This window comes from Azonexus hydrophilus DSM 23864, from assembly GCF_000429605.1.
In the GTDB taxonomy this organism is placed as follows: domain Bacteria; phylum Pseudomonadota; class Gammaproteobacteria; order Burkholderiales; family Rhodocyclaceae; genus Azonexus; species Azonexus hydrophilus.
Window position 1 is genome coordinate 46,558 of record NZ_AUCE01000011.1, and the last position, 23,467, is coordinate 70,024.

The 23,467-nt window shown below is 64.0% G+C and carries 26 protein-coding genes; 18 read left to right on the plus strand and 8 right to left on the minus strand.

Annotation, left to right across the window (positions count from 1 at the left end; all coding sequences use genetic code 11):
• Nucleotides 1-17: 17 nt before the first annotated feature.
• Complete coding sequence (locus tag G471_RS0100750) at nt 18-1,061, minus strand: type IV pilus twitching motility protein PilT (RefSeq protein WP_028993621.1); 1,044 nt, start codon at nt 1,059-1,061, stop codon at nt 18-20.
• A 55-nt stretch (nt 1,062-1,116) separates the two neighbouring features.
• On the opposite strand from G471_RS0100750, the gene G471_RS0100755 reads away from it, so the two are divergent.
• Genes G471_RS0100755 through G471_RS0100770 form a run of 4 tightly spaced genes read left to right on the plus strand, consistent with a single transcriptional unit; the run spans nt 1,117 to nt 3,444 of the window.
• Nucleotides 1,117-1,809, plus strand: coding sequence for a YggS family pyridoxal phosphate-dependent enzyme (locus G471_RS0100755; RefSeq protein WP_028993622.1), 693 nt, complete (start codon nt 1,117-1,119; stop codon nt 1,807-1,809).
• On the plus strand, nt 1,806-2,621 hold the full coding sequence (proC, locus tag G471_RS0100760; protein ID WP_028993623.1) for a pyrroline-5-carboxylate reductase: 816 nt from the start codon (nt 1,806-1,808) through the stop codon (nt 2,619-2,621). Before G471_RS0100755 ends, proC begins: the two co-directional genes overlap by 4 nt.
• Complete coding sequence (locus G471_RS0100765; protein WP_028993624.1) at nt 2,621-3,154, plus strand: YggT family protein; 534 nt, start codon at nt 2,621-2,623, stop codon at nt 3,152-3,154. The genes proC and G471_RS0100765 overlap by 1 nt, the downstream gene beginning before the upstream one ends.
• Nucleotides 3,154-3,444, plus strand: coding sequence for a DUF167 domain-containing protein (locus tag G471_RS0100770; protein WP_028993625.1), 291 nt, complete (start codon nt 3,154-3,156; stop codon nt 3,442-3,444). The genes G471_RS0100765 and G471_RS0100770 overlap by 1 nt, the downstream gene beginning before the upstream one ends.
• A gap of 24 nt (nt 3,445-3,468) precedes the next feature.
• Here G471_RS0100770 and G471_RS0100775 read toward each other — a convergent pair whose 3' ends face one another.
• The 6 genes from G471_RS0100775 to G471_RS0100800 all read right to left on the minus strand — a co-directional run bounded on the left by G471_RS0100775 (nt 3,469) and on the right by G471_RS0100800 (nt 7,562).
• Nucleotides 3,469-3,744, minus strand: a complete 276-nt coding sequence (locus G471_RS0100775) for a ComEA family DNA-binding protein (protein WP_028993626.1) — start codon at nt 3,742-3,744, stop codon at nt 3,469-3,471.
• Between the two features lie 141 nt (nt 3,745-3,885).
• The gene (locus G471_RS0100780; protein WP_028993627.1) at nt 3,886-5,130 is read right to left on the minus strand and encodes a dihydroorotase; all 1,245 of its coding nucleotides are present in this window, start codon (nt 5,128-5,130) and stop codon (nt 3,886-3,888) included.
• Nucleotide 5,131: 1 nt separating this feature from the next.
• A complete protein-coding gene (locus G471_RS0100785; protein ID WP_028993628.1) occupies nt 5,132-6,091 on the minus strand; it encodes an aspartate carbamoyltransferase catalytic subunit in 960 nt (319 codons plus the stop codon).
• Nucleotides 6,084-6,590 carry a bifunctional pyr operon transcriptional regulator/uracil phosphoribosyltransferase PyrR gene (pyrR, locus tag G471_RS0100790; RefSeq protein ID WP_028993629.1) on the minus strand — a complete coding sequence of 169 codons (507 nt, stop codon included), beginning with the start codon at nt 6,588-6,590 and terminating at the stop codon, nt 6,084-6,086. Before pyrR ends, G471_RS0100785 begins: the two co-directional genes overlap by 8 nt.
• Nucleotides 6,577-7,002, minus strand: coding sequence for a Holliday junction resolvase RuvX (gene ruvX, locus G471_RS0100795; protein ID WP_028993630.1), 426 nt, complete (start codon nt 7,000-7,002; stop codon nt 6,577-6,579). Before ruvX ends, pyrR begins: the two co-directional genes overlap by 14 nt.
• Nucleotides 7,002-7,562, minus strand: coding sequence for a YqgE/AlgH family protein (locus G471_RS0100800; RefSeq protein ID WP_028993631.1), 561 nt, complete (start codon nt 7,560-7,562; stop codon nt 7,002-7,004). Before G471_RS0100800 ends, ruvX begins: the two co-directional genes overlap by 1 nt.
• A 130-nt stretch (nt 7,563-7,692) precedes the next feature.
• Here G471_RS0100800 and G471_RS0100805 point away from each other — a divergent pair, with 130 nt between their 5' ends.
• The 14 genes from G471_RS0100805 (at nt 7,693) to G471_RS0100870 (ending at nt 21,880) form a co-directional block, all read left to right on the plus strand.
• The gene (locus G471_RS0100805) at nt 7,693-8,178 is read left to right on the plus strand and encodes a type II secretion system protein N (RefSeq protein ID WP_157272416.1); all 486 of its coding nucleotides are present in this window, start codon (nt 7,693-7,695) and stop codon (nt 8,176-8,178) included.
• A complete protein-coding gene (gene gspD, locus G471_RS16300; RefSeq protein WP_081700050.1) occupies nt 8,171-10,204 on the plus strand; it encodes a type II secretion system secretin GspD in 2,034 nt (677 codons plus the stop codon). Before G471_RS0100805 ends, gspD begins: the two co-directional genes overlap by 8 nt.
• Nucleotides 10,201-11,697 (plus strand): type II secretion system ATPase GspE, encoded by a 1,497-nt coding sequence (gene gspE, locus G471_RS0100815; protein ID WP_028993633.1) that lies wholly within the window; start codon nt 10,201-10,203, stop codon nt 11,695-11,697. Before gspD ends, gspE begins: the two co-directional genes overlap by 4 nt.
• Before the next feature lie 11 nt (nt 11,698-11,708).
• Nucleotides 11,709-12,917, plus strand: coding sequence for a type II secretion system inner membrane protein GspF (gene gspF / locus G471_RS0100820; RefSeq protein WP_028993634.1), 1,209 nt, complete (start codon nt 11,709-11,711; stop codon nt 12,915-12,917).
• 4 nt (nt 12,918-12,921) lie between these two features.
• Entirely contained in the window at nt 12,922-13,356 is a 435-nt protein-coding gene (gene gspG / locus G471_RS0100825; protein ID WP_051295192.1) for a type II secretion system major pseudopilin GspG, read from the plus strand.
• Complete coding sequence (locus tag G471_RS0100830) at nt 13,328-13,813, plus strand: type II secretion system protein (RefSeq protein ID WP_028993636.1); 486 nt, start codon at nt 13,328-13,330, stop codon at nt 13,811-13,813. The genes gspG and G471_RS0100830 overlap by 29 nt, the downstream gene beginning before the upstream one ends.
• A complete protein-coding gene (gspI, locus tag G471_RS16305) occupies nt 13,810-14,181 on the plus strand; it encodes a type II secretion system minor pseudopilin GspI (RefSeq protein WP_043420569.1) in 372 nt (123 codons plus the stop codon). The genes G471_RS0100830 and gspI overlap by 4 nt, the downstream gene beginning before the upstream one ends.
• Nucleotides 14,178-14,732, plus strand: a complete 555-nt coding sequence (locus G471_RS0100840) for a GspJ family type II secretion system protein (protein WP_028993637.1) — start codon at nt 14,178-14,180, stop codon at nt 14,730-14,732. The genes gspI and G471_RS0100840 overlap by 4 nt, the downstream gene beginning before the upstream one ends.
• Nucleotides 14,713-15,681 carry a type II secretion system minor pseudopilin GspK gene (gene gspK / locus G471_RS0100845; protein ID WP_081700051.1) on the plus strand — a complete coding sequence of 323 codons (969 nt, stop codon included), beginning with the start codon at nt 14,713-14,715 and terminating at the stop codon, nt 15,679-15,681. The genes G471_RS0100840 and gspK overlap by 20 nt, the downstream gene beginning before the upstream one ends.
• Nucleotides 15,678-16,844, plus strand: a complete 1,167-nt coding sequence (gspL, locus tag G471_RS0100850) for a type II secretion system protein GspL (protein ID WP_157272417.1) — start codon at nt 15,678-15,680, stop codon at nt 16,842-16,844. The genes gspK and gspL overlap by 4 nt, the downstream gene beginning before the upstream one ends.
• On the plus strand, nt 16,841-17,341 hold the full coding sequence (locus G471_RS0100855) for a hypothetical protein (RefSeq protein WP_028993640.1): 501 nt from the start codon (nt 16,841-16,843) through the stop codon (nt 17,339-17,341). The genes gspL and G471_RS0100855 overlap by 4 nt, the downstream gene beginning before the upstream one ends.
• Before the next feature lie 26 nt (nt 17,342-17,367).
• Nucleotides 17,368-18,069 (plus strand): type II secretion system protein N, encoded by a 702-nt coding sequence (gene gspN, locus G471_RS0100860; RefSeq protein WP_028993641.1) that lies wholly within the window; start codon nt 17,368-17,370, stop codon nt 18,067-18,069.
• Between the two features lie 79 nt (nt 18,070-18,148).
• The gene (locus tag G471_RS0100865) at nt 18,149-20,377 is read left to right on the plus strand and encodes a PhoX family protein (RefSeq protein WP_051295194.1); all 2,229 of its coding nucleotides are present in this window, start codon (nt 18,149-18,151) and stop codon (nt 20,375-20,377) included.
• A gap of 87 nt (nt 20,378-20,464) precedes the next feature.
• Complete coding sequence (locus tag G471_RS0100870; RefSeq protein WP_028993643.1) at nt 20,465-21,880, plus strand: cryptochrome/photolyase family protein; 1,416 nt, start codon at nt 20,465-20,467, stop codon at nt 21,878-21,880.
• Between the two features lie 10 nt (nt 21,881-21,890).
• Here the strand turns inward: G471_RS0100870 and G471_RS18140 are convergent, their stop codons facing one another.
• Nucleotides 21,891-23,450, minus strand: a complete 1,560-nt coding sequence (locus tag G471_RS18140) for a bacteriohemerythrin (RefSeq protein WP_051295195.1) — start codon at nt 23,448-23,450, stop codon at nt 21,891-21,893.
• Nucleotides 23,451-23,467: the final 17 nt, after the last annotated feature.

The window sequence follows — 23,467 nt, forward strand, 5'->3', positions numbered from 1 at the left end:
GAATCAACTGGCCGGCATCAGGCCGGGAAGGCGTCCTTGTTGGCGGCGCGCAGGCGTGCTTCGCCGCTGGCCACGACGTTGCGGCGGACCAGATCGATCAGACACTGGTCGAGCGTCTGCATGCCCTGGGCCTGACCGGTCTGGATCGCCGAATACATCTGTGCGACCTTGTTCTCGCGGATCAGGTTGCGGATCGCCGGCGTGCCGATCATGATCTCGTGGGCTGCTACGCGGCCTTGACCGTCCTTGGTCTTGAGCAGGGTCTGCGAGATGACGGCACGCAGCGATTCGGACAGCATGGCGCGGACCATTTCCTTTTCGTCAGCGGGGAAGACGTCGACCACCCGGTCGATGGTCTTGGCGGCCGACGAGGTATGCAAGGTGCCGAACACCAGGTGGCCGGTCTCGGCCGCAGTCAGCGCCAAGCGGATGGTTTCCAGGTCGCGCAATTCGCCGACCAGGATCACATCCGGGTCTTCACGCAGCGCCGAACGCAAGGCGTTCGAGAAAGACAGGGTCTGCGGACCGACTTCGCGCTGGTTGATCAGGCACTTCTTCGACTCATGGACGAATTCGATCGGGTCCTCGATGGTCAGGATGTGCGCGTAGTCGTTTTCATTGACGTGGTTGACCATCGCCGCCAGCGTCGTCGACTTGCCGGAACCGGTCGGGCCGGTGACCAGCACGATGCCGCGCGGATACTCGGAAATATCCTTGAATATCTTCGGGCAGTTCAGCTCTTCCAGCGTCAGCACCTTGGTCGGAATCGTCCGGAAGACGGCGGCGGCACCGCGTTGCTGGTTGAAGGCGTTAACCCGGAAGCGGGCCAGGTTGGGAATCTCGAAGGAGAAATCGCATTCCAGCGTTTCCTCGAAAATCTTGCGCTGGCTGTCGTTCATGATGTCGTACACCATGCCGTGCACGTCCTTGTGCTCCATCGGCGGCAGGTTGATGCGGCGCACGTCACCATGGACGCGAATCATCGGCGGCAAGCCGGACGACAGGTGAAGGTCGGATGCCTTGTTCTTGACGCTGAAGGCCAGCAGTTCGGTGATGTCCATGCGATTGGTCCTTGGAGCCCGTGTATACTTGGTCGATCGAAATTGCCAATGGATTATGAGCGCAATCGCCGACAACCTGCAAGCCGTACGAAACCGCATCGCACAAGCGGCGCGGGCGGCCGGGCGGCCGACGGACAGCATCAGCCTGCTGGCCGTCAGCAAGACCAAGCCGCTGGCCGACGTGCTGGCCGCGGCCGCCGCCGGACAAACCGACTTTGGCGAAAACTACGTCCAGGAGGGCGTGGACAAGCTTTTGGCGAGCGCCGCCGGCAATTCACTCACCTGGCATTTCATCGGCCCCTTGCAGAGCAACAAGACGCGCCTGGTCGCCGAACATTTCGACTGGGTGCATTCGGTGGACCGGCTGAAGATTGCCGAACGCCTGTCGGCGCAGCGGCCATTGACGCTGCCGCCGCTCAATGTGTGTGTCCAGGTCAACGTCTCGGGCGAAGCCAGCAAGAGCGGTTGCGCGCCCGCCGAAGCGGCTGCCCTGTGCCAGGCGGTAGCCCGGCTGCCCGGCTTGCGCCTGCGCGGCCTGATGGCGATTCCCGAACCGACCGACGACATTGCCGCGCAACGCCTGCCGTTCCGGCAATTGCGCGGGATTTTCGAACAACTGCAGCGCACCGGCCTGGCGCTGGATACGCTGTCCATGGGCATGTCCCACGATCTTGAAGCAGCCATTGCCGAAGGCGCCACCCTGGTGCGCATCGGCACGGCCATTTTTGGTGAAAGAAACTACGCATGAAGATTCTCTTCCTGGGCGGCGGCAACATGGCCAACGCGCTGATCGGCGGCATGGTGAAGCAGGGCTTTGCCGCAGCCGACATCCACGTCATTGATCCGGGTGCCGATGCCCGAGCACGCCTGGCCGCCAGCTACGGCGTCCATTGCCACGCCACTGCCGGCGATGCCCCCGACGCGCCCGACGTCCTCGTCCTTGCCGTCAAGCCGCAGCAGATGCGCGAAGCGGTGGCGCCATTGGTCGGTCGTCTCGGCCAGGCCATCGTCGTCAGCATCGCCGCCGGCCTCGACATGAGCGCGCTGTCGCGCTGGCTCGGCGGCCACCGGCAGATCGTGCGCAGCATGCCGAATACGCCGGCCCTGATCGGTGCCGGCATCACCGGCCTGTGCGCACTGCCCGACGTCGACAGCGCCGGCAAGGCACTGGCCGAACGCGTCCTGCGCGCCGTCGGCAGCACCGTCTGGATCGACGATGAAGCGCAGATGGATGCCGTTACCGCCATTTCCGGCAGCGGCCCGGCCTATGTCTTCCTGTTCATCGAAGCCCTGCAGCAGGCCGCCGCCGAACTCGGCTTCACGCCGGCCCAGGGTCGCCAGCTGGCCATCGAAACCGTTCAGGGTGCCGCCGCACTGGCCGCTGCCTCCGACGAACCGGCTTCGCTGCTGCGCGAGCGCGTCACCTCGAAGGGCGGCACCACCGAGGCGGCACTCAAGGTGATGCTCGAACGCGGCGTCAAGGATGGCATCGTCGCCGGTTGTCTGGCCGCTGAAACGCGTGGCCGCGAACTCGGCAAGCTGCTCGGAGGAGATGCGTGATGCAGGCTTTCTTTTTCCTGATCAACGCGGTCGTCAGTTTTTTCTGCACCCTGTTGCTGCTGCGCTTCATCATGCAGATGGCGCGAGTGTCGTTCGCCGGACAACTCGGCGATTTCGTCGTCAAGCTCACCAACTGGGCGGTCAAGCCCCTGCGTCGCATCGTCCCCGGCGTCGGCGGCGTGGACTGGGCCAGCCTGGTGGCCGCGCTGTGGCTGCAACTGATGTACGCCGGCCTGCTGTTGTCGGTGACGCCGGTCGAACTCAGCGCCGACGCCTTCGGCACCGTCCTGATGATCCTGATGCTGGCCATCCGCGGCCTGATCCGCCTGGCCATCTACATCACCATCGGCGTCGTCATCCTGCAGGCGGTTCTGTCCTGGATCAACCCCTATTCGCCGATTGCCCCGACCGTCAATCAACTGGCGCGGCCGATCCTCGATCCAATCCGCCGTTTCGTCCCGCTGATCGCCGGCGTCGACCTGTCGCCGCTGGTCGTCATCCTGCTGCTGCAGGTCGTGCTGATGATCGTCTGATGTCCGTCTGGTACCGCTTCGGCAAGGATGGCAGCGCGACGCTGACGCTGCACATCCAGCCGGGTGCCAAAAAAACCGAAGTCGCCGGCCTGCACGGCGAGGCACTGAAAATCCGCCTGGCGGCGCCACCAGTCGACGGCAAGGCCAATGATGCGCTGCTCCGTTTCGTGGCCGAGCAGCTTGACCTGCCCCGATCTGCGGTCACGCTCAAGAGCGGTCAGACCTCACGCCACAAGGTCGTGGAAATCTGCGGCAGCACCGAGGCCCGCATCGCCGCTTTCGCCGGCTGAACGGACCCCGGTACCGCCTGAAGGCTATTTCTTGGCCGGGCTGCTTGCCGCGCCGGTCGTCAATTCCGACCGCAGCTTGTCGATACTCTTCTTGCCGAAGCCTTTGACGTTCGTCAGATCGTCAACCGACTTGAACGGGCCGTTCTTGTCCCGGTGTTCGACAATCGCCCGCGCCTTGCCCGGGCCGATGCCCTTGACCGCGTCCAGTTCCGCCTCGGTCGCCGTATTGATATTGACGGCGGCCATCGCCATGCCGATGCCTGCCAGCATGCCGAACAACAGGGTGGTAATGCGTTTCATCGATGCCTCCTCCTGAATATTCCTGATTGGTGAGATTGCACAGCGGCCTTCCGCTGCACCGGAATATTCTATATGAATATGACAATGTATTCGTCAACAAAATAAAGCGGCCTGATGGCCGCTTCTTCTTGGGCTAGGGGATCAATACACGACGCGCCCGCCAACCAGCGTCCGGCGGACCTTGCCGCTCATCTGGCAACCCAGCCAAGGCGAATTCTTGCCACGACTCTTGAGCGCCTCGGGCGTCAGTTGCCACTCGGCTGCCGGATCGAAGATGCAGATGTCGGCCGCTGCGCCGATGGCCAGCGAGCCGCCGCTCAGACCGAGAATGGCCGCCGGCGCACTGGTGATCCTGGCCAGCGCCGCGCTCAGTGCCACGCCTTCCTGTTCCGCCCATTTCAGGGTCAGCGGCAACAGCACTTCAAGACCGGTGGCGCCCGGTTTGGCCTCGGCAAAGGGCACCAGCTTGTCGTCGGCACCGACCGGCGTGTGGTCCGAGCAGATCGCGGCAAACCCTGCGGCCGCGGCGGCCGACAGCGCAGCCCGGTCAGCCTGGGTGCGTAGCGGCGGCTGGAAGCGGGCATGAGTATTGAAGAAGCCGATGTCGTTTTCGGTCAGCAACAGGTGATGGACACCGACATCGAAGCTGAGCGGCAACCCCTCGGCCATTGCCGCCTTGGCCAGCGTCACGCCAGCCGCCGACGACAGGCGGGTCAGGTGCACGCGGCAGCCGGTATCGCGCACCAGTTGCACGATGGTGGCGATGGCGATGGTCTCGGCGGCGACCGGGATGCCGGCCAGACCGAGACGGGCCGCGACCTCGCCGTCGTGCGCGATGCCGTTGCGCGACAGCCAGTGATCCTGCGGATGCAGGAAAACCGGGAAAGCGAAGCTGGCCGCGTATTCGAGCGCACGCAGCAGCGCCTCGGTATCGACCACCGGCACCTTGGCTTGCGAGAAGGCAACACAGCCGGCCTTCTTCAGCCCGGCCAGTTCGGACAGGCGCTCGCCCTGCAGGCCGAGCGTCAGGGCGCCGAGCGGCAGGACGCGGGCCTTGCCGATTTCCCGGCCGCGATGCACGAGGCGGTCGGCCAGTTCCGGCTCGTCGAGCGGCGGATCGGCATCGGGCGGAACGACGACGCTGGTCACGCCGCCGGCGACCGCCGCCGCCAGTTCGGCCTCGATCGAGTTCAGGCGGGCACCAAGGTCGATCAAGCCGGGACAGACCACGCAACCGGCAGCGTCGACAACCTCGTCGGCGACAAAGCCGGCCGGCGCTTCGCCGATCGCGGCAATCCTGCCGGCCACGACGAACAGCGAAGTGGCTTCGCGGTCGACTGCCTGGCCCGGATCGATGACACGGCCGTTTTCAATCAGGATGTTCATCTCAATTCCCCGCAACAATACTCATGACCGCCATGCGCACGGCGATGCCGAAGGTGACCTGCGGCAGGATCACCGCCTGCGGCCCGTCAGCGACCGCCGAGTGGATTTCGACGCCACGGTTCATCGGCCCTGGATGCATCACGATGGCATCCGGCTTGGCCAACGCCAGCTTCTGCGGGGTCAGGCCGTAGTGGCGGAAGTACTCGCCGGCCGACGGCAGCAGCGCGCCGTTCATGCGTTCGTTCTGCAGGCGCAGCATGATCACCACGTCGCAATCCTTCAGGCCCGCTTCCATGTCGTGGAAGACATGCACGCCGAGCTTGTCGAGGTGCTTGGGCAGCAGCGTTTCCGGGCCGATGGCGCGGACTTCCGGGACGCCCAGCGTGGTCAGCGCGTGGATGTCGGAACGGGCGACGCGCGAATGCAGGATGTCGCCGACGATGGCCACGCGCAGGTTGGAAAAATCCTTCTTGTAGTGGCGGATGGTGTACATGTCGAGCAGCCCCTGCGTCGGGTGTGCATGGCGACCGTCGCCGGCATTGACGACGTGGATGTCGTCACGGCCGATGCGGCGCAGATGCTCGGCAATCAGGTAGGGCGCGCCGGAAGAGGCATGGCGGACGACGAACAGGTTGGCGTGCATCGCGCAGAGGTTGTCGATGGTGTCGAGCAGGGTCTCGCCCTTGGCCGTCGACGAACGCCCGATGTCGAGGTTGATGACGTCGGCCGACAAGCGCTTGGCGGCGATCTCGAAAGTCGTGCGGGTGCGCGTCGAGTTCTCGAAGAACAGGTTGAACACGCTCTTGCCGCGCAGCAGCGGTACCTTTTTCACTTCACGCGCCGAGACTTCCATGAACGACTCGGCGGTGTCGAGGATCTGCGTCAGGATTGCGCGCGGCAGCCCCTCCGTTGACAACAGATGTGTCAGCTCTCCGTTGTCGTTCAACTGCGGATTATGCATTTTCCAGTCTCCAGGCGAGTTGACCGTCATCCTGCTTTTCCAGCACCAGGCTCTGCTTCGTTTCGAGGGCGACATCCCAGACCTTCCAGGTCGCCGCCACCGGCAGTTCCCGACCGCCCCGGTCGGCGAGCACTGCCAGCGACACCGAGGCCGGGCGTCCGTAATCGAACAGTTCGTTGATCGCCGCCCGCGTCGTCCGGCCGGTGTACAGCACGTCGTCGACCAGGATGATGTGGCGGCCCTCGACGTCGAACGGGATCAGCGTCGGCTTGACCTGCGGATGCAAGCCCTTCTCGGCGAAATCGTCGCGGTAGAAGGAAACGTCGATCAAACCGGTTTCCCGATCGAGGCCGAGCAATTCACTGAGGCGCTCGGCGATCCAGGCGCCGCCACTGTAGATGCCGACCAGTGCAGGATCTTGCGCCAGCAGCGGGCGTATCAGTTCGGCCAGTTGCCGGCACTGGGCTTCGGCGTCGGGCAGGGTGTCATTGGGGTGCATGCAGCGAACTTTCGAACCAGGTTTGAAGAATCAGTTGGGCGGCAACCGCATCGAGCAGCGGCTTGGCCGACTTGGCGTTGCGTCCGGTCTCGCGCAGCCGCGCCTCGGCGTCGAGCGAGCTGAGCCGCTCGTCGGCCATGGAAACCGGAAGATTGAACCGTTTTTGCAGACGTTCGGCGAATTTTGTCGCCAGACGGGTCATTTCATGCGGTGTTCCGTCAACATGCGTGGGCAGGCCGACGACCAGCTGCTCCGGCTGCCATTCGGCGATCAGCTTGCCGATTTCGGCAAAGCGCGCATCGTTCGACTCGGCGCGGATCACCGTCAGCGGATGCGCCGACGCCAGCAGCGTCTCGCCGGTCGCCACACCAATGCGCTTTTCGCCGAAGTCGAAGGCCAGCACCGTGCCCACTATGCGTGCCCGGCAACGTCCGAAAGTTGGGAAAAGCTGATGCCGAGTTTCTGCATCGCCGCCGGCAAACGTTCCTCGGGCGGCAGATCGAACAGGATGTCGGATCTGGCCGGCACCGTCAGCCAGGAATTCTGCGCCAGCTCTTCTTCGAGCTGGCCGGCATCCCAGCCCGAATAGCCCAGCGACACGATGATCTCTGACGGCAGTCCGTCCTTGGCAACGGCGGCGAGCACATCGCGCGAGCTGGTCAGGCCGACTTCGGCGTTGATCGCCATCGTCGATTGCCAGTGACCGAGCGGGCGATGCAGCACGAACCCCCGGTCGAGCTGGACCGGACCACCGAAATAGACCGGCAGGCCAGACAAAGCGGCTTGTTCCAGCTTGATGTCGATCTTCTCGAACAGGCCAGCCAGATCCATGTCGATCGGCCGGTTGACGATGATCCCCAGCGCGCCGTTCTCGTTGTGCTCGCAGATATAGACCAGCGCATTGGAAAAATAGGGGTCTTCCAGCGCCGGCATGGCGATCAGAAAGTTGTCGGTCAGGTTGACGTTGTCCATGCCCGGATTTTAATGGAAAACAGCGCCGCACCGCTGACCATCATCAGCCCCCGGGCGCCATCGTCACAGAAGCGTAACGCTCGCGCATTAACCTCTTCTGTCTGACGACCTTAAGACTCAAACAGTCCGCATGCTCCCCGCCTTCACCGCCCGCCTTGCCGGAATACCGGAGACACCAATTCGCCGTCTCGGCCAATTGGCGGTATTCGCCGTATTGCTCGGCGGCAGCTGGTTACTGGCCGTGATCGCCTGGGGCTTCCTGCCGCCACCCCTGGCACCGGCCGTCGAAATCGAACGCGATCCGCTGGCGCAGGTCGAGGGCTTTGCCGACCACCTGACATTTGCCAATCTCACGCCAACATCGGCGACAACCCCCGGCAGCCTGCTACTCATCGGCACCACGGCATCCGCCGACCCCCGTCTGGCCCGTGCATTGATACGACGCGAAGGCGAGAACCGCCTCCTGATCCTTTCCGTGGGCGACGAAGTCACCCACGGATTACGGGTCCAGCGCATCGAAAGACGGCAGATCGTGCTTTCCGGGAGCGGCGGCGAACAACGCCTGACGCTCCCGCAATCGCCCCCTCAATTCACCGAAAACCCCATCAATGACTGATCCTCTGCCGTTCGGGCAAAGCAAGCTTGCTCGCGCCTCATTCTGCTTCTGCCTGTTGCTCGGATTGCTCGTGCCGCTTGCCAATGCAGCGCCCCGCGAACCCATGGTCATCGATTTTGCCGGCGCCGACATCGAGTCGGCGATCAAGGCAATCGGCCAGATGACCGGCCGCAACTTCGTCATCGACCCACGCGTCAAAGGCACCATCAATATCGTATCGGGCAGTCCGGTGACGCCTGAAGTCGCTTACCAGACATTGGTCGCCGCACTGCGCCTGCAAGGCTTCGCCGTCGTCGAAGGGCGCAACGTCACCCGGGTTCTGCCGGAAGCCGATGCCCGCATGCAATCCGGTCCGGTCAGCGACCCGGGCAGCGCCGGCGAGCAGATCATCACCCGGGTATTCCAGGTCCGCCATGAATCCGCGCCGCAATTGGTCAACGCACTCAAGCCACTGATCGGCGCCAACCAGTCGATCACTGCCAACGCTGCCAGCAATACGCTGCTGATCTCCGAATCGGCCGACAATCTGCGCCGGATCGAACGCATACTTGCCGCAATCGACGTACCCCAGGGCAACGACCCCCAGGTGCTGACGTTGCGTCATGTCTCCGCCCTGGAGGTTGCCCGTAGCCTGCAAGGCCTGTTTTCTGGCGGCACCGCTGGCGGCCTCAACATCACCACCGACCTGCGCGGCAACCGCCTCTTCCTGCGTGCGGACAACCCCGGCCTGCTACTGCGTGCCGCCGGGATTGCTGCCACCATGGACAAGCCGGAAGCCGGCCTGGGCAATATCCGTGTCGTCCATCTGAGACATGCCGATGCGACACGGATGGCCGAAATGCTGCGCACCTTGCTCGGCGCCGAAGGCAATTCTCAAGGCAACACGAACAGCAACACCGGCATATCAGCCAGTCCGGGCGGAAATGGCACGACGACTGCCGTCAGCGAAAACAAGCCGGTCAGCAGCCCGCCTCAGGCTGGAAATGCGCTGGCAACAGGCAGCATGATCCAGGCCGACGCAGCAAGCAACTCACTGATCATCACGGCCCCCGAGGGCATATTTGCCAACTTGCAGAACGTCATCGGCATGCTCGACCGACGTCGCGCCCAGGTACATATCGAGGCCTTGATCGTTGAACTCTCGGCCGAGCGCGCCGCCGAGTTCGGCATTCAATGGCAGGATCTGAGCGGCCTGGCTAGCAACAAACTCAGCGTCATCGGCGGCACAAATTTCGGCGACAACAGCCAGAACATCATCTCGGCAGCCAGGAACATCGGCAATACCGGGCGCGGCCTCAACTTCGGCCTGGTCAACGGCACCATCAATGTCCCCGGCCTGGGCACCATCACCAATCTCGGATTGCTTGCCCGTTTCCTCGAAAGCGAGGTGAATGCCAACATTCTGTCCACGCCCAGCATCATGACCCTGGACAATGAGGAAGCCAAGATCGTGATCGGCCAGAACCTGCCTTTCGTGACCGGTTCGTACAGCACGACGTCGGGCAACAGTTCGGTCACGCCTTTCCAGACCTACGAACGGCGGGACGTCGGTCTGACGCTGAAGGTCAAGCCGAAGATCACCGAAGGCGGCGTCGTCCATATCCAGATCTACCAGGAAGCCTCATCGGTACAGTCCGGCACTGCTGGCAGTGCTGCCGGACCCGTGACCAACAAACGCTCACTGGAATCCAGTGTGCTGGTTGACGATGGCCGGCTGATCGTCCTCGGTGGATTGATCGAAGACAGCCTCGGCAACGACGAGGAAAAGGTGCCGTTACTCGGTGATGTCCCGGTGCTTCGCAATTTTTTCCGCTACGAGAATCGCAACCGCAAGAAAACCAATCTGATGATTTTCCTGCGCCCGACCATCGTTCGTGATGAGCGCGACTATGAAAGCCTGACCGAAGACCGCTACAGCCAATTGCTCGATGCCCAGAAGCGCCATCAGGCAAAGCGCGTACCGGGCTGGGGAGATGCCGACGCACCGCGCCTTCCCGATCTGCCCCCGGCAAGAAGCCAACCATGATCGCTCCTCCGGTATTTCGCCTGCCCTACGCATTTGCCCGCAGCAACGGCGTTCTGATCGGTCCGGCGGGGCCGGCCGGAATCGAGGTCTGGTACCGTTCAGAGGCAGGAAATCCAATGCCGCTGGCCGCACTATCGGAAATCGCCCGCCGCAGTGGCCAGCCGCTGCGCCTGCAGGCGCTCGCTGCCGAGGAATTCGACCAGCGCCTGGGCACCGCTTACGCTGGAGGGGAACAGAGTGCCGCCGAAGTCGCCAGCGACATCGGCCAGGATCTGGACATCGCCCGCCTGGTCGAAGAACTGCCGCCAGTCGAGGATCTGCTCGACAGTCAGCACGACGCCCCGATCATCCGCATGATCAATGCGCTGCTCACCCAGGCAGCCCGCGAAAACGCCTCCGACATCCACATCGAACCCTATGAACGCCAATCGGTGGTGCGCTTCCGACTGGACGGCGTACTCCACGACGTGGTCTCGCCAAAGCGCGCGCTGCACGCGGCCATGGTCTCGCGGATCAAGATCATGGCCGGCCTCGACATCGCCGAAAAACGCCTGCCGCAGGATGGCCGCATCGGCGTGCGCATTGCCGGGCGCGGGGTCGACGTTCGCGTCTCGACGCTACCGGCCAACCACGGCGAGCGCGTGGTCATGCGCCTGCTCGATAAGGACCCGGCTCGCCTTGACCTGGCCCGGCTGGGCATGGCCGACGACACGCTGGCCCGCGTCGACCGGCTGATCCGGCAGCCGCACGGCATCCTGCTGGTCACCGGGCCGACCGGTTCGGGCAAGACAACGACGCTGTACGCCGCGCTATCGCGCCTTGATGCCCGTCGGCTGAATATCATGACGGTCGAGGATCCGGTCGAGTACGACCTCGGCGGCATCGGCCAGGTCCAGGTCAACGCCCGCATCGACATGGGTTTTGCCAAGGCCCTGCGGGCGATCCTGCGCCAGGACCCGGACGTCGTCATGATCGGCGAGATCCGCGACGCCGAAACTGCACAGATCGCTGTCCAGGCCAGTCTGACCGGTCACCTGGTGCTGGCCACGCTGCATACCAACGATGCGGCCAGTGCCGCGACCCGGCTGACCGACATGGGCATCGAGCCCTTCCTGCTGTCGTCTTCGCTGCTCGGCGTGCTCGCCCAGCGCCTGGTTCGCCGCCTCTGCCCGCACTGCCGACAGGCCGGGCCGCTGACGGTCGATGTTGATCTACCGCCGGATATCGAACGCCTGTGGCACCCGGTCGGCTGCCCGGCCTGCGCTCACACCGGCTACCTCGGCCGCCTCGGCGTCTACGAATTGCTCGAAGTCGACGATGAACTACGTCCCTTGATCCACCAGGCCCACGGCGAAGCCGCGTTACGTACGGTGGCACAAGCGAGCGAACGTGGCGACCGTCGCCTGCGCCTGCTCGGCGAAGACGGATGGCGTTGGCTGCGGACCGGCGAGACCTCGCTCGAGGAATTGCTGCGCGTCACCCGCGCCAGCTGAGGGCGATTCCGATGAGCAGCTTCCGCTATCGTGCAATCACCCCCGACGGGCGCGAAGTCGCCGGCGTCATCGACGCCGACAGCGCCCGCCAGGCACGCGGCAACCTGCGCCAGCAGGGCCTGGCCGCCTACGAAGTCGTGGCCGCCGGCAGCGAAACCAGCACCGGCGTCAGATTGCCCAGCCCGCGCCTGGGCAATACCGCATTGATGCTGCTCACCCGCCAGTGGGCAACGCTGCTGGCGGCCGGCATCCCGGTTGAACAAGCGCTGGCGGCGCTGATCGAACAAAGCGAGGAAGTCGCCACGCGAACCCTGCTGACGTCGATTCGCGACGAACTGCGCGCCGGCCACCCGCTGCACCGGGCGCTGGCCAAGCATCCGCGCAGTTTCGGCAGCCTCTATTGCGCGCTGGTGGCGGCCGGCGAACAGAGCGGCCAGCTCGACCGCGTCATGCTGCGTCTGGCCGACAACCTGGAAAGCAGCGGCGCCCTGCGCCAGAAAGTGCTGCAGGCGACGATCTACCCGGCGCTGGTGGTACTGGTTGCCAGCGCCGTCGTCGCGGCCTTGATGCTGTATGTCGTGCCGCAGGTAGTCGCCGTCTTTCAGAGCGGCAAACAAACCCTGCCGCTCCTCACCCGGCTGTTGATCGCGACCAGCGATCTGCTCCGCCTGACCTGGCCCGGGCTCCTCGTCGGCGCCGTCATCGCTGCCTGGAGCGCGCGCGGCGCCTGGCGTCGCGACAGCTTCCGCCAGGCCCTGCAAGGACGGCTGATCCGCCTGCCGGTGGTCGGCAAACTGGCGGTCGCCTTCGACAGCGCGCGGCTGGCGCAGACCCTGGCGATCCTGGTTGGCAGCGGCGTTCCGCTACTGACGGCATTGCAGGCGGCGGGCGCCGTCATCTGGTTGCTGCCCTTGCGCCAGGCCCTGGCGACCGCCACCACCGAGGTCCGCGAAGGCGCGAGTCTGCAGCGCGCGCTTGGCCGCTCCCGACAATTTCCACCGCTGCTGGTGCACATGATCGGCAGCGGCGAATCTTCCGGACAACTCGGCGACATGCTCGACAAAGCCGCCCGCCAGCAAAACGACGAAGTCGCCGCCCGCCTGGGCACCGCCACCAGCCTGCTGGAGCCGCTGTTGATCCTGGGCATGGGCGGCATCGTGCTGATCATCGTCCTGGCGATCCTGCAACCGATCATCGAAGTCAATCAACTACTGCACTGAAGCCATGCCAAACCACCGCCCACGCCAAACCGGATTCACCTTGATCGAAGTCATGGTCGTTGTCGTCATTCTGGGCATCCTTGCCGCACTGGTCGTTCCCAAGGTCATGAGCCGGCCTGACGAAGCGCGCATCGTCGCCGCCCGTCAGGACATCGGCGGACTGATGCAGGCCCTCAAGCTGTACCGCCTGGACAACCGCCGCTACCCAACCACCGAACAGGGATTGCAGGCACTGGTCGAAAAACCGACGCTGGCGCCCTTGCCCGACGGCTGGAAGGCTGGCGGCTACGTTGAACGCCTGCCACTCGACCCGTGGGGCAAACCCTATCAGTACCTGAGCCCGGGCTTGCGCGGCGAAATCGACGTTTTCAGTTTCGGCGCAGACGGCATCGCCGGCGGCGAGGGTCAAGATGCGGATATCGGCAACTGGGCCCTGTAAGCGACACAGCGGCTTCACGCTGATAGAAATACTGGTCACGCTGGCCATCATTGCCATCGTCGCTGGCGGCATTGCGCTGACGCTGCCCGAGCCCCACGAAGCCGAGCGTCGTTCCCTGCTCCAGGCATGGCAGATGCAGGCGGCAACCGCTGCCCGCAGGGCAAGGGCCGAGGCCCGTCCGTGGGCCTGGGAAATCAGCAAGGACGGCGCGCGCCTGCTGATTGGCGATGACGAGCGTTGGCAAGCCGTCCGGGGCGACGCAGGCCAAGTCTTGCCTTTGCCGCCCGATCTGCAAGTCGACCGGGTCGACCTCGAAGGACAGATTCAGGACGGCGTGCGGCGCATCGTTTTCGCGGCAATCCCGCCGCTGTTCGTCGTTGAGCTGGCTGGTGCCGGCCAGCGTTGGCAGATCGCGGGTCGGGCCAACGGCCGGATTGTTCTGGAGCGACTGCAATGAGCGCCCGGGAACAGGGTTTTACGCTTCTTGAAATCCTCGTCGCGCTGAGCATACTGGCGCTCGGACTGGCTGCAGCCAGCCGGGTCGGCATGACTGCCGGCGAAACCGCCTACAGCCTGCGCGACCGATTACTGGCTGGCTGGGTGGCCGAGAATCACGCCGCCTGGTTGCACGCGACACGCGCCTGGCCAGACCCGGGCAGTAGCACGGGCAACACGCGCATGGGCGGTCACGATTTCGCCTGGCGGGTGCAGATATCGCCTGCCGCTCAGGGCTACTTCCGCCGCTTCGAAATCAGCGTCTACCCAGCCGGGCCGGCGGAAGGTGCAGTACTGAACCGTTTCGTCGGCTACCTGGAGCGGCCATGACGCCAGCGCAACGGGGCTTTACACTGATCGAAATCCTGGTCGCCGTCAGCCTGCTGGCGGTCCTTGGCGTACTCGGCTACCGCGGCCTGGAAGCGGCGACAAGCACCGCCGGCCACCTCACCGACACCGCCGGGCGCTGGCAGGATATCGATCTGGCACTCGCCCGCCTGGGCAGTGACGTCCGCCAAGCCACGCCCGCCCGTGAACGAGGGGTTTCTAGCTGGCAACAGCCACCGGACAAAGCCGAATTGACGCTGAACAGCGCCGCCCATGGCGGCAGCAGCGAACGCCGAATCACCTACCGCTGGTCCCGTGCAGGCCTTGAACTGCTGCTCTGGCCAGGCGTTGATGGTCCCCCCCCGACATCCGGCCATCTTTTGCTCGTCGGTATCACCGGCCTGGAGTTCGCGGCACTGGATCAGGCGGCACGCTGGCACGCCGACTGGCCACCGGCAGGGCAACAAGGACTTCCGCGCGCCTTGCGCGTACGCCTGAGCTTGAGCGAGGGCGGCATGATTGAACGGATATTCGATGTCGCCGCCGCCGAGTGACCGCCGACCGAAATCACCCGACCGCGCCGGATGTGATAGACAAAGCGGCGCCGCCGTGATCACGGCGATGCTGCTGGTCGCCATCGTCGCGGCCAGCGCCAGCAGTCTGCTGGTCAGCATGGACGCCTGGATCGAACACACCGAGTTGGCACGCGACAAGGCGCAGGCCACCGAACTGGGGCGCAACGCCATCACCTACGCCCGCTTGCTGCTGGCCACCGACGCCCGGAATAGCGCCAGCGATACGCTGCTTGAGGACTGGGCGCGCGAATTGCCGCCATTGCGCCACGAAGGTGCCGAGATCAAGGGACGCATCGCCGACCTGCAGGGCCGCTTCAATCTGAACAATCTGCGTCACGCCAGCGGTGTCATCGACGAACAGGCCTATGACGCATACCTGCGCCTGCTCACCGTACTCGGCCTCTCCCCAGAACTTGCCGACACCCTCGCCGACTGGCTTGATGCCGACGACAGCCGGCGCGCCCACGGCGCCGAAGCTGCCGACTATGCCGAAACCAGGCAGAACAGCAACGGTATCGGTCGCCCCTTGACCAACACTGGCGAACTCGCCCGAATTCGCGGGTACACGCCGGCCATCGTCGCGCGTCTGCAGGAACACGTCAGCGCCCTGAGCGGCATTCAAGCCGTCAATATCAACACCGCGACACCCGAAGTGCTGTCAGCCTTGCAACCAGGGCTCAGCCTGAGTGCCGCCAGGGCTCTGGCCGACACGCGCCGGACCTTGCCATTCCGGGATGCCGCAGATTTTCGCACGCGCCTCAACGACCCCTCCTTACCCAACAGTCTGATCCCGATCAGCGCTGCCAGCGCCCACTTCCTGATCCAGGTCACGGTAGACCGCGGCCGGGCCCGCAGTCGCGTACTCAGTCTGGTCAAGCGCCAAAACGACACCTCCCTTCCTCGCATCCTCTGGCAGAGCATCCTGTGAACCCGCCCCTGACCCTGATCATTCCTCCCGACTGGCCGCAACATCGCCGAGACTGCCCCTGGGCCCTGCTGGATGCCACAGGGCATGTAGCACAGCGTGGCTGTAGCGAACCCAAGGACTGGCCGAGCGGAGATGGCGAAGGCCCACAGCCTTGCCAACTACTGCTCACTGGCCATCAGCTTGCCGGGCAGCGTGCCCGCTTGCCAGCCGGTCAAGGCGGGCGGCGACGCGAGGTTGTCGGTAGTGTCCTCGAAGAAAGTCTGCTCGACGCCCCCGAGCAACTCAGCTTCGCCGTCGGCGAAACCGCGACGGACAGCGGCCTGACACCGATCGGCATCATCTCCCGTGCGCGCTTGACGGCGCTGGTCAAGCTGTTGCGCGAACTCGGCTGGTCGCCGCAAGCCGCCTGGCCGCTCGGCATGGCCGCCGACGCCCCAAGCGCATGGTTGTGCGGAGAGGAAATCAACCTGATCGGCCCCGAGGGCTACATTGCCACATCGATCAATGAAAGCCTGATCGCCTGGCTTGCCGTCACCCAGGCGCCAACACTGCCGCTGACAAGCCTCGACGACAACCCCGAGCGCGACCGTCATCTGCAATCGCTGATCGGCGACCAGGTCGTGACCGCCCTGCGCTTGCCACAACTTCGGCTGCCACCGGGAACCGGCTTTCTGGACGGCGACCTGGCACCGCCCCGGCAAGCCACGCCGATTGGCCGCCATTTCCGGCCGGCGCTGCGCCTGGCCGCCGGCTTCGCCATTGCCCTGGGTTTGATGATCGGCGCCCAGTGGTCATGGAATGCCTTGCAACTGCGCAGTCTGCACCAGCAGATTGCCCTTCACTTCCGGACAGTCCTGCCGCAAACCCCCTTGGTCGACCCATTGCGACAGATGGAACAGGCACTTGCCTCAGCCCGGCGTAACAACGGACAACTTTCTGACAGCGACTTCCTGATGCTGGCCGCTACCCTGGGAGAGATGCCGGAAACCGCCCAGCTACGGGAGCTGGTCTACGAGAATGAGCGCCTGCGGGGCGTTGCCGTTCTGCCCGAGAGTGTCGTCGAGACCCTGGCTGCCGCCGCGGCCAAACGCAACCAGGTCCTGCACGCGACGCGCCAGGGCGAGAACGTCGAATTCACCCTGGCACCGGGAGGAAGACAATGAAAGCAGACGCCTTGCTGCGGCTCCGGCAGCGCCTGAACAAGCTCCTGGATCGCCTGTCGCCGCGAGATCGGGCCGCCTTGCACCTGCTTTTCTGGAGCCTGGTACTGGCAATCGCTGCTCAGGCGATATGGTCGCTGGAACAGGCTCGACGCACCCAATTGCAGCAGCTACCCCGCGTTGCCGGTGAGGCGCTGCGGAGTGCTGTTCTGGGCGAAGCTTGGCAACAACTGACTGCCGCGCCTCCGCTGCCTGGCACCTCCGCCGTCATCGAGCGAGCCATCGCCCCGCGTCTTGGCGAACTCGGTCCGGAGGTCGAGGCTAAGTGGAACGGCGACCGACTGCACCTGAGCGGCAAGGTCGAACTCGCCCCGTGGCTGCGCTGGAGCGCCGCAATGCAGAAGGAGTATCGAATGCGCCTGGATAGTTGCCGCCTCTCTGGCGATGGTCGTCTGGTTCGCCTCAATGCGGTCTATCAAAACGCGAGCAGCCGCCAATGAAAGCCCCGGCGCTTCCGGGGCTTTCATTGATTCTGCTGCTCGTCATGCTCGCCTTGCTGGTCAACATGCCCGCCCGCTTTGTCGCTCTGCTGGTCGAGCAGGCCTGCAGCGGACAGTGCCGGATCAGCGACAGCAGTGGCAGTGCCTGGAACGGTCAAGGCCGACTGTTCCTGAACAGCAACCAACGCTGGTTCGATCTTGGCCCCGTGCATTGGCGCTTTCCCGCTAGCGATGCCTATTTCGTGCTCGGCCTCGGTCACGGAAAGATCATCTGGCGGACGCTGCATCAGCTCGAAGTCGACGGCATAAGCCTGCCTGCGGCAGCCATCCTCGGCCACCCTGCACTCCAACTGCCGGCCGGTGACTGGCGCGGCAGTTTGACCGTGGGCACGACTCAACTGCGTCTGGCCCCCGGCAACACACCGGGAATCAGCGGTCATGGACAGATCGAATGGCGTCAGGCAGCCACTCCTCTAGTCACCGATTACCCGCTGGGCAACTATCAAATCAACTGGCGATGGGAGGAAAGATCCGCCCCCCACGGCAGTTTTTCCGGCGGGCGCCCATCGCTGATCCTGGTCGAAGGACAGTTCGATGCAGGACAGGCGAATGCCAGAATCGATCTGCAGGGAGAGGCCCGGCTCAGACTGGAACGCTACCTCAGCCTGATTGCCCGTCCGCTGCCGGACCGGGATGGCTCCTGGACACTCCTGTTTCGTCTCGACTGAAATACTCCGGTCATTGGCGGGTCATCTTCCTTTCTCATAATCGCGGCTCTTCAACCAATTACTCCTTCGAGAACAAGCCATGTCCGAACATCTGACCAAGCATCACCCCGATTCGCCGAACGGCTGCGATGACGTTTCCAAGAACGAATCCGGCAATACGCCTTTCGCCAGCATCCTCGACGCCCGCCTGTCGCGCCGCAATCTGCTCAAGGGCAGCTTCGGCCTGGCTGCCGGCAGTTTCATGAGCATCAACCTGAGCGGTTGCCTGACCAACAGCGATGGCACTTCGCCCGACAACAGCTTCAAACTCGGCTTCACCGCCGTCGCCAAGGGCACCGAAGATCTGCTTCGCGTCCCGGCCGGCTATACCACGACTGTGTTGTACCGCCTCGGCGACCCGCTCAACACGACCACCCCGGCCTTTGTGAACGACGGCACCGACAGCGCCGCCAGTTACCAGTTCCGCGCCGGTGACCATCACGATGGCATGGCTTACTTCGGGCTGAGCAGCAGTGGTCTGAGCAAGGACCTGAGCAACACCTCGCGTGGCCTGCTGTGCATGAACCACGAAAACATCACGCGCATCTTCCTGCACACCGCAGCCGAAGTCGGTGCCGGTTTCCCGTCGGGGGCGCGCGTCGTTTCCCAGATCGACAAGGAAGTCAATGCACACGGCGTATCGGTCATTGAAGTGGTCAAGGGTGCGAGCTTCTCGGTCAACAAGCTCTCCGGCTTCAACCGTCGCTATACCGCCGCCAGCGAAATGACGATCAGCGGCCCGGCGGCCGGCGACGACCTGATGGTCACCCCTTACTCGAACGCTGGCACGGCCACCCGTGGTACGCTGAACAATTGTGCCAACGGTGTCACGCCCTGGGGTACCTACCTGACTTGCGAAGAAAACTGGGCCGGCTATTTCAAGCGCCAGACCAGCGCCTCCTTGGCCACGGCCAAGGAAACCGCCGCCCAGAACCGCTACATCGGCTCTGGCGCGAGCAACGGCAGCTACGGCTGGGCCAATCCGGTGGGTGGCGACACCAGCGGCGTCGGTCTCTATGATCGCTGGGACATCTCGCAGAGCGGTGCTGACTCCACCGCCGACTACCGCAACGCCGCCAACACCATGGGCTGGGTGGTCGAGATTGATCCTTTCGCACCGGGCGATCTGCCGCGCAAGCGCACCGCCATGGGCCGCTTCGGTCATGAAGGCGCAATGCCGGCCAAGGCGGTTGCTGGCCGTCCCATCGTTTATTACATGGGCGACGACGCGCAGAACGAATATATCTTCAAGTACGTTTCAAACGCCAACTGGGATCCGGCCGACGCCAATGGCGGTCTGACTGCCGGCAACAAGTATCTCGACGACGGCAAGCTCTACGTCGCCACCCTGAACGCCGACGGCAGCGGCACCTGGACCGAGCTGACCATCACCAATCCGCTGATCGCCGCGGCCGCCTACGGCTTCGCCGACCAGGCCGACGTCCTGATCAATTGCCGCATCGCTGCCGACGCCGTCGGCGCAACACCGATGGACCGCCCGGAATGGGCCGACGTGAATCCGGTCAACGGCGACATCTATGTCACCTTGACCAACAACTCCTCGCGCGGCACCACCGGTCTATCGACTGGCGGAAAATCCAAGGGCTTGGACGCTGCCAACCCGCGCTACTACGACGACGGCGAAGGTCGCCTCGGCAACCCGAACGGCCACATCGTCCGTTTCCGCGAAACCGGCAGCAACCCGGCAGCAACCACCTTCAACTGGGACGTCTACCTGTTTGGTGCCGAGAACGACCAGTTCGGCAATCCTTCGATCAACATCTCGTCGCTGACCAACGACAACGATTTCTCCAGCCCGGACGGCCTCTGGTTCAGCCAGGCGGTACCCGGCCTGATGTGGATTCAGACCGACGATGGTGCCTATACCGATGTGACCAACTGCATGATGCTCGCTGCCCTGCCGGGCAATTATGGCGACGGTGGCGCAGTCAACGTCACCAACCTTGCCGTTCCGAGCAACGCAGGAGCAGACCAGACGGTGACGACCTACGCCGGCAAGGCAGCAACACCGGCAACGCTGCGTCGCTTCCTGGTCGGCCCCAAGGGATGCGAAATTACCGGCATCACCGAAACGCCGGATGGCAAGGCGATCTTCGTCAACATCCAGCACCCGGGTGAAAACACCAGCGCCGCCAACATCGGTATTCCAGCCAACTTCGAGAGCCACTGGCCGGACGGCGGGACTGCCCGCCCACGTTCGACCACCGTCGTCATCACCAAAAATGATGGTGGCCTGATCGGTTCCTGAACCACTGCAAACGGATCCACCAGAGGGGCGCCACCGAAAGGGGCGCCCCTTTTTCCTTGGCGCACAGGGAGGCCTTATAATCAGTTCATGCGAACTCCCGGAAATGCCGTACTGGTCTGGTTCCGACGCGACCTGCGCGACCACGATCACGCGGCTCTGGCCGCTGCACTGACCAGCGGTCTGCCGGTTCATTGCGTCTTTGTTTTCGATACCGACATTCTCGACGCCTTGCCGTCGCGGACCGACCGCCGCGTCGAATTCATCCTCGGCAGCCTGTACCAACTCGACAGCGCCTTGCGGGCCCGCGGCGGCGGACTGATCGTTCTTCACGGCCGCGCAGTCGAGGAAATTCCCCACTTGGCCCGTGAGATCGGCGCGCGGGCAGTATTCGTCAATCGCGATTACGAACCGGCGGCCAAACGCCGCGACGCCGAAGTCGGACGCTTGCTCGGCGAACAAGGGATTGCCCTGCATGAGTTCAAGGACCAGGCCATCTTCGAACGCGACGAACTGCTGACCGGCGCCGGCCGCCCGTACACGGTGTTCACCCCGTACAAGAACGCCTGGCTGAAGCGCCTGAGCAGCGCCGATCACGCCGCCTGCACCGGCAGCGGACAGTTTGCCCCGGCACCGGCAGAAGCGCTGCCGACGCTGGACGATCTCGGTTTTCGCCCAGGCAATCTTGGCGAACTCGGTATCGAACCCGGGATGGCCGGCGCCCGCAAGTTGTGGGACGAATTCCGCGCCGGCCGCATCCAGCGCTACGGCGCCTTGCGCGACTTCCCCGCGATCAAGGGGGTCAGCTACCTGTCGGTGCACCTGCGTTTCGGCACCCTCTCGATCCGCGAACTGGTCAGCGCCGCGCTGGCCGAACAAGCCGGCAGCTGGCTCAACGAGCTGATCTGGCGCGATTTCTATTTCATGATCCTCGACCGCTTCCCGCATGCGGCCGAGCGCGCCTTCAAGTCCGAATACGACGCCATCCGCTGGGACGACTGGCCGGCGGGGCTGGCTGCCTGGCAGCAGGGACGCACCGGCTACCCGCTGGTCGATGCGGCGATGCGCCAACTCAATCACAGCGGCTGGATGCACAACCGCCTGCGCATGGTCGTCGCGTCGTTCCTGTGCAAGGATCTGGGCATAGACTGGCGGCTCGGCGAACGCTACTTTGCCGAACAGCTCAACGACTTCGATCTCTCGGCCAACAACGGCGGCTGGCAGTGGGCGGCGTCGAGCGGCTGCGATGCGCAGCCCTATTTCCGCATCTTCAACCCGATCACGCAATCGGAAAAATTCGACCCGGAAGGCAAGTTCATCCGGCGCTACCTGCCCGAACTGGCCAAGCTGCCGAACAAATACATCCACGCACCGTGGACCATGGGCCGCCTGGAGCAGGAGGCGCTCGGCGTCGTCATCGGCCGCGACTATCCGGGACCGATTGTCGACCACGCGACGGCGCGGGAAAAGACGCTGGCGCGCTATGCGGTGGTAAAGAAAACCTGAACGGCCGGACTCAGGCTACCAGTTCGCGCAGCCTGGCGTCTTCGTGCACGATATGGCGGACCAGCCAGGTGCGCAGGTAGACCAGCACATCGAACTGGGCGGTCAGTGGATTGTCGTGCAATTCGGCGTAGAACTCGCTCAGCCGTTTCTCGAATTCACCGTGCTGGTGTTTCTGACGGTCAAAGGCGGCGTAGCGGTGATGATCCATCATGCGCTCTTCGGCCCGGAAATGGACCTGCGCATAGAGGTCGAGCGCCTTGATCACCCGCGCCACTTCACGCGAGCCACGCCGGGTCGACACCACCTCGTAGAGGTCGTTGGTCAGGTCGAACAGGTAGCGGTGATGTTCGTCGATGACGTCGATGCCGATACGCAGACTGTCGTCCCAGCGCACCCACTCGCATTCATGCGGCGGCAGTTCTGGCAGATCCAGTACCTGATTCGGATCGATGATGTCGTCCCGGTACAACTCGCGGATCCGCCGGACTTCCGGTATCGCCTTCATGAATCCAGCGACGACCTGGGGATCGAATTGCTTGCCGGCATTGTCCGCCACCCAGGCAATCGCTTCATCCACCGGCCAGGGATCCTTGTACGGGCGACGTGAGGTCAGTGCATCAAAGACATCGGACACGGCGCAGATACGCGCCAGCAACGGGATGTCCTCACCGGCCAGACCTTCCGGATAACCATTGCCATCCCAATGTTCGTGGTGCGAAGCGGCAATATCGCGAGCGGCCTGGATCAGCATGTCGTCGCCTTCGAGCAGGCGTTTACCGATACTGGTGTGCCCCTTCATCACCTCATATTCATCCGGCAGCAGGCGCCCCGGCTTGAGCAGGATCGCATCCGGAATACCGATCTTGCCGACATCGTGCATCGGTGCGCAGATGGCGAGCAGTTCGCGCTGTTCGGGCGGCAGGTCCATCGCTTTGGCAATCGCCGTTGCGATGTGGGTCATGCGCATGATGTGCATGCCGGTTTCGTTGTCGCGATACTCGGAGGCCGTGCCCAGCCGACGAATGGCGTCGGTACGGGCATCTTCAAGCTCGACCTCGCGGACGCGCAGGGTTTCATTGATGATCAGGCGCGACACCAGGACCGACAGGGCCTGCGCCAGATCTTCCATGAATTCGTACTCAACCGGATCAGGCTGCCAGCCGGGATCGACGAACATCAGCGCCTTGCCGATCAGCGCGGCATTGTCGCGCAAGGGCAACATGAAACAGGCGGCATCTGCAGGAAGTTCCCGTTGCATCAGGGGGGGCAGGCTGGCGCTGGCATCGGCAACCAGCGTCACCCGCTCGTCATCGTCGCCGGTCAAATGGTAGGGCGAACTGTCACCGTCGATACACACCCACGGTGGCGGTAAACCGAACTGCGCCACCTGGAGCAGCAAGCCTCGGGAATTGCGGAGCAAGACCAGGCTGTGCGGCAGCACCCTGATACCGGGCAGGCTGGTCAGCAGATCGTTCAATCTGGCCAGCATACCGTCAAGATCACCACCATCGAGACGGGTCAGGTCGAAGACCAGACGGCTGATAGCGAGTATTTCCTGTTCCTTGTCCATCGCTAGTTGCAATCAAC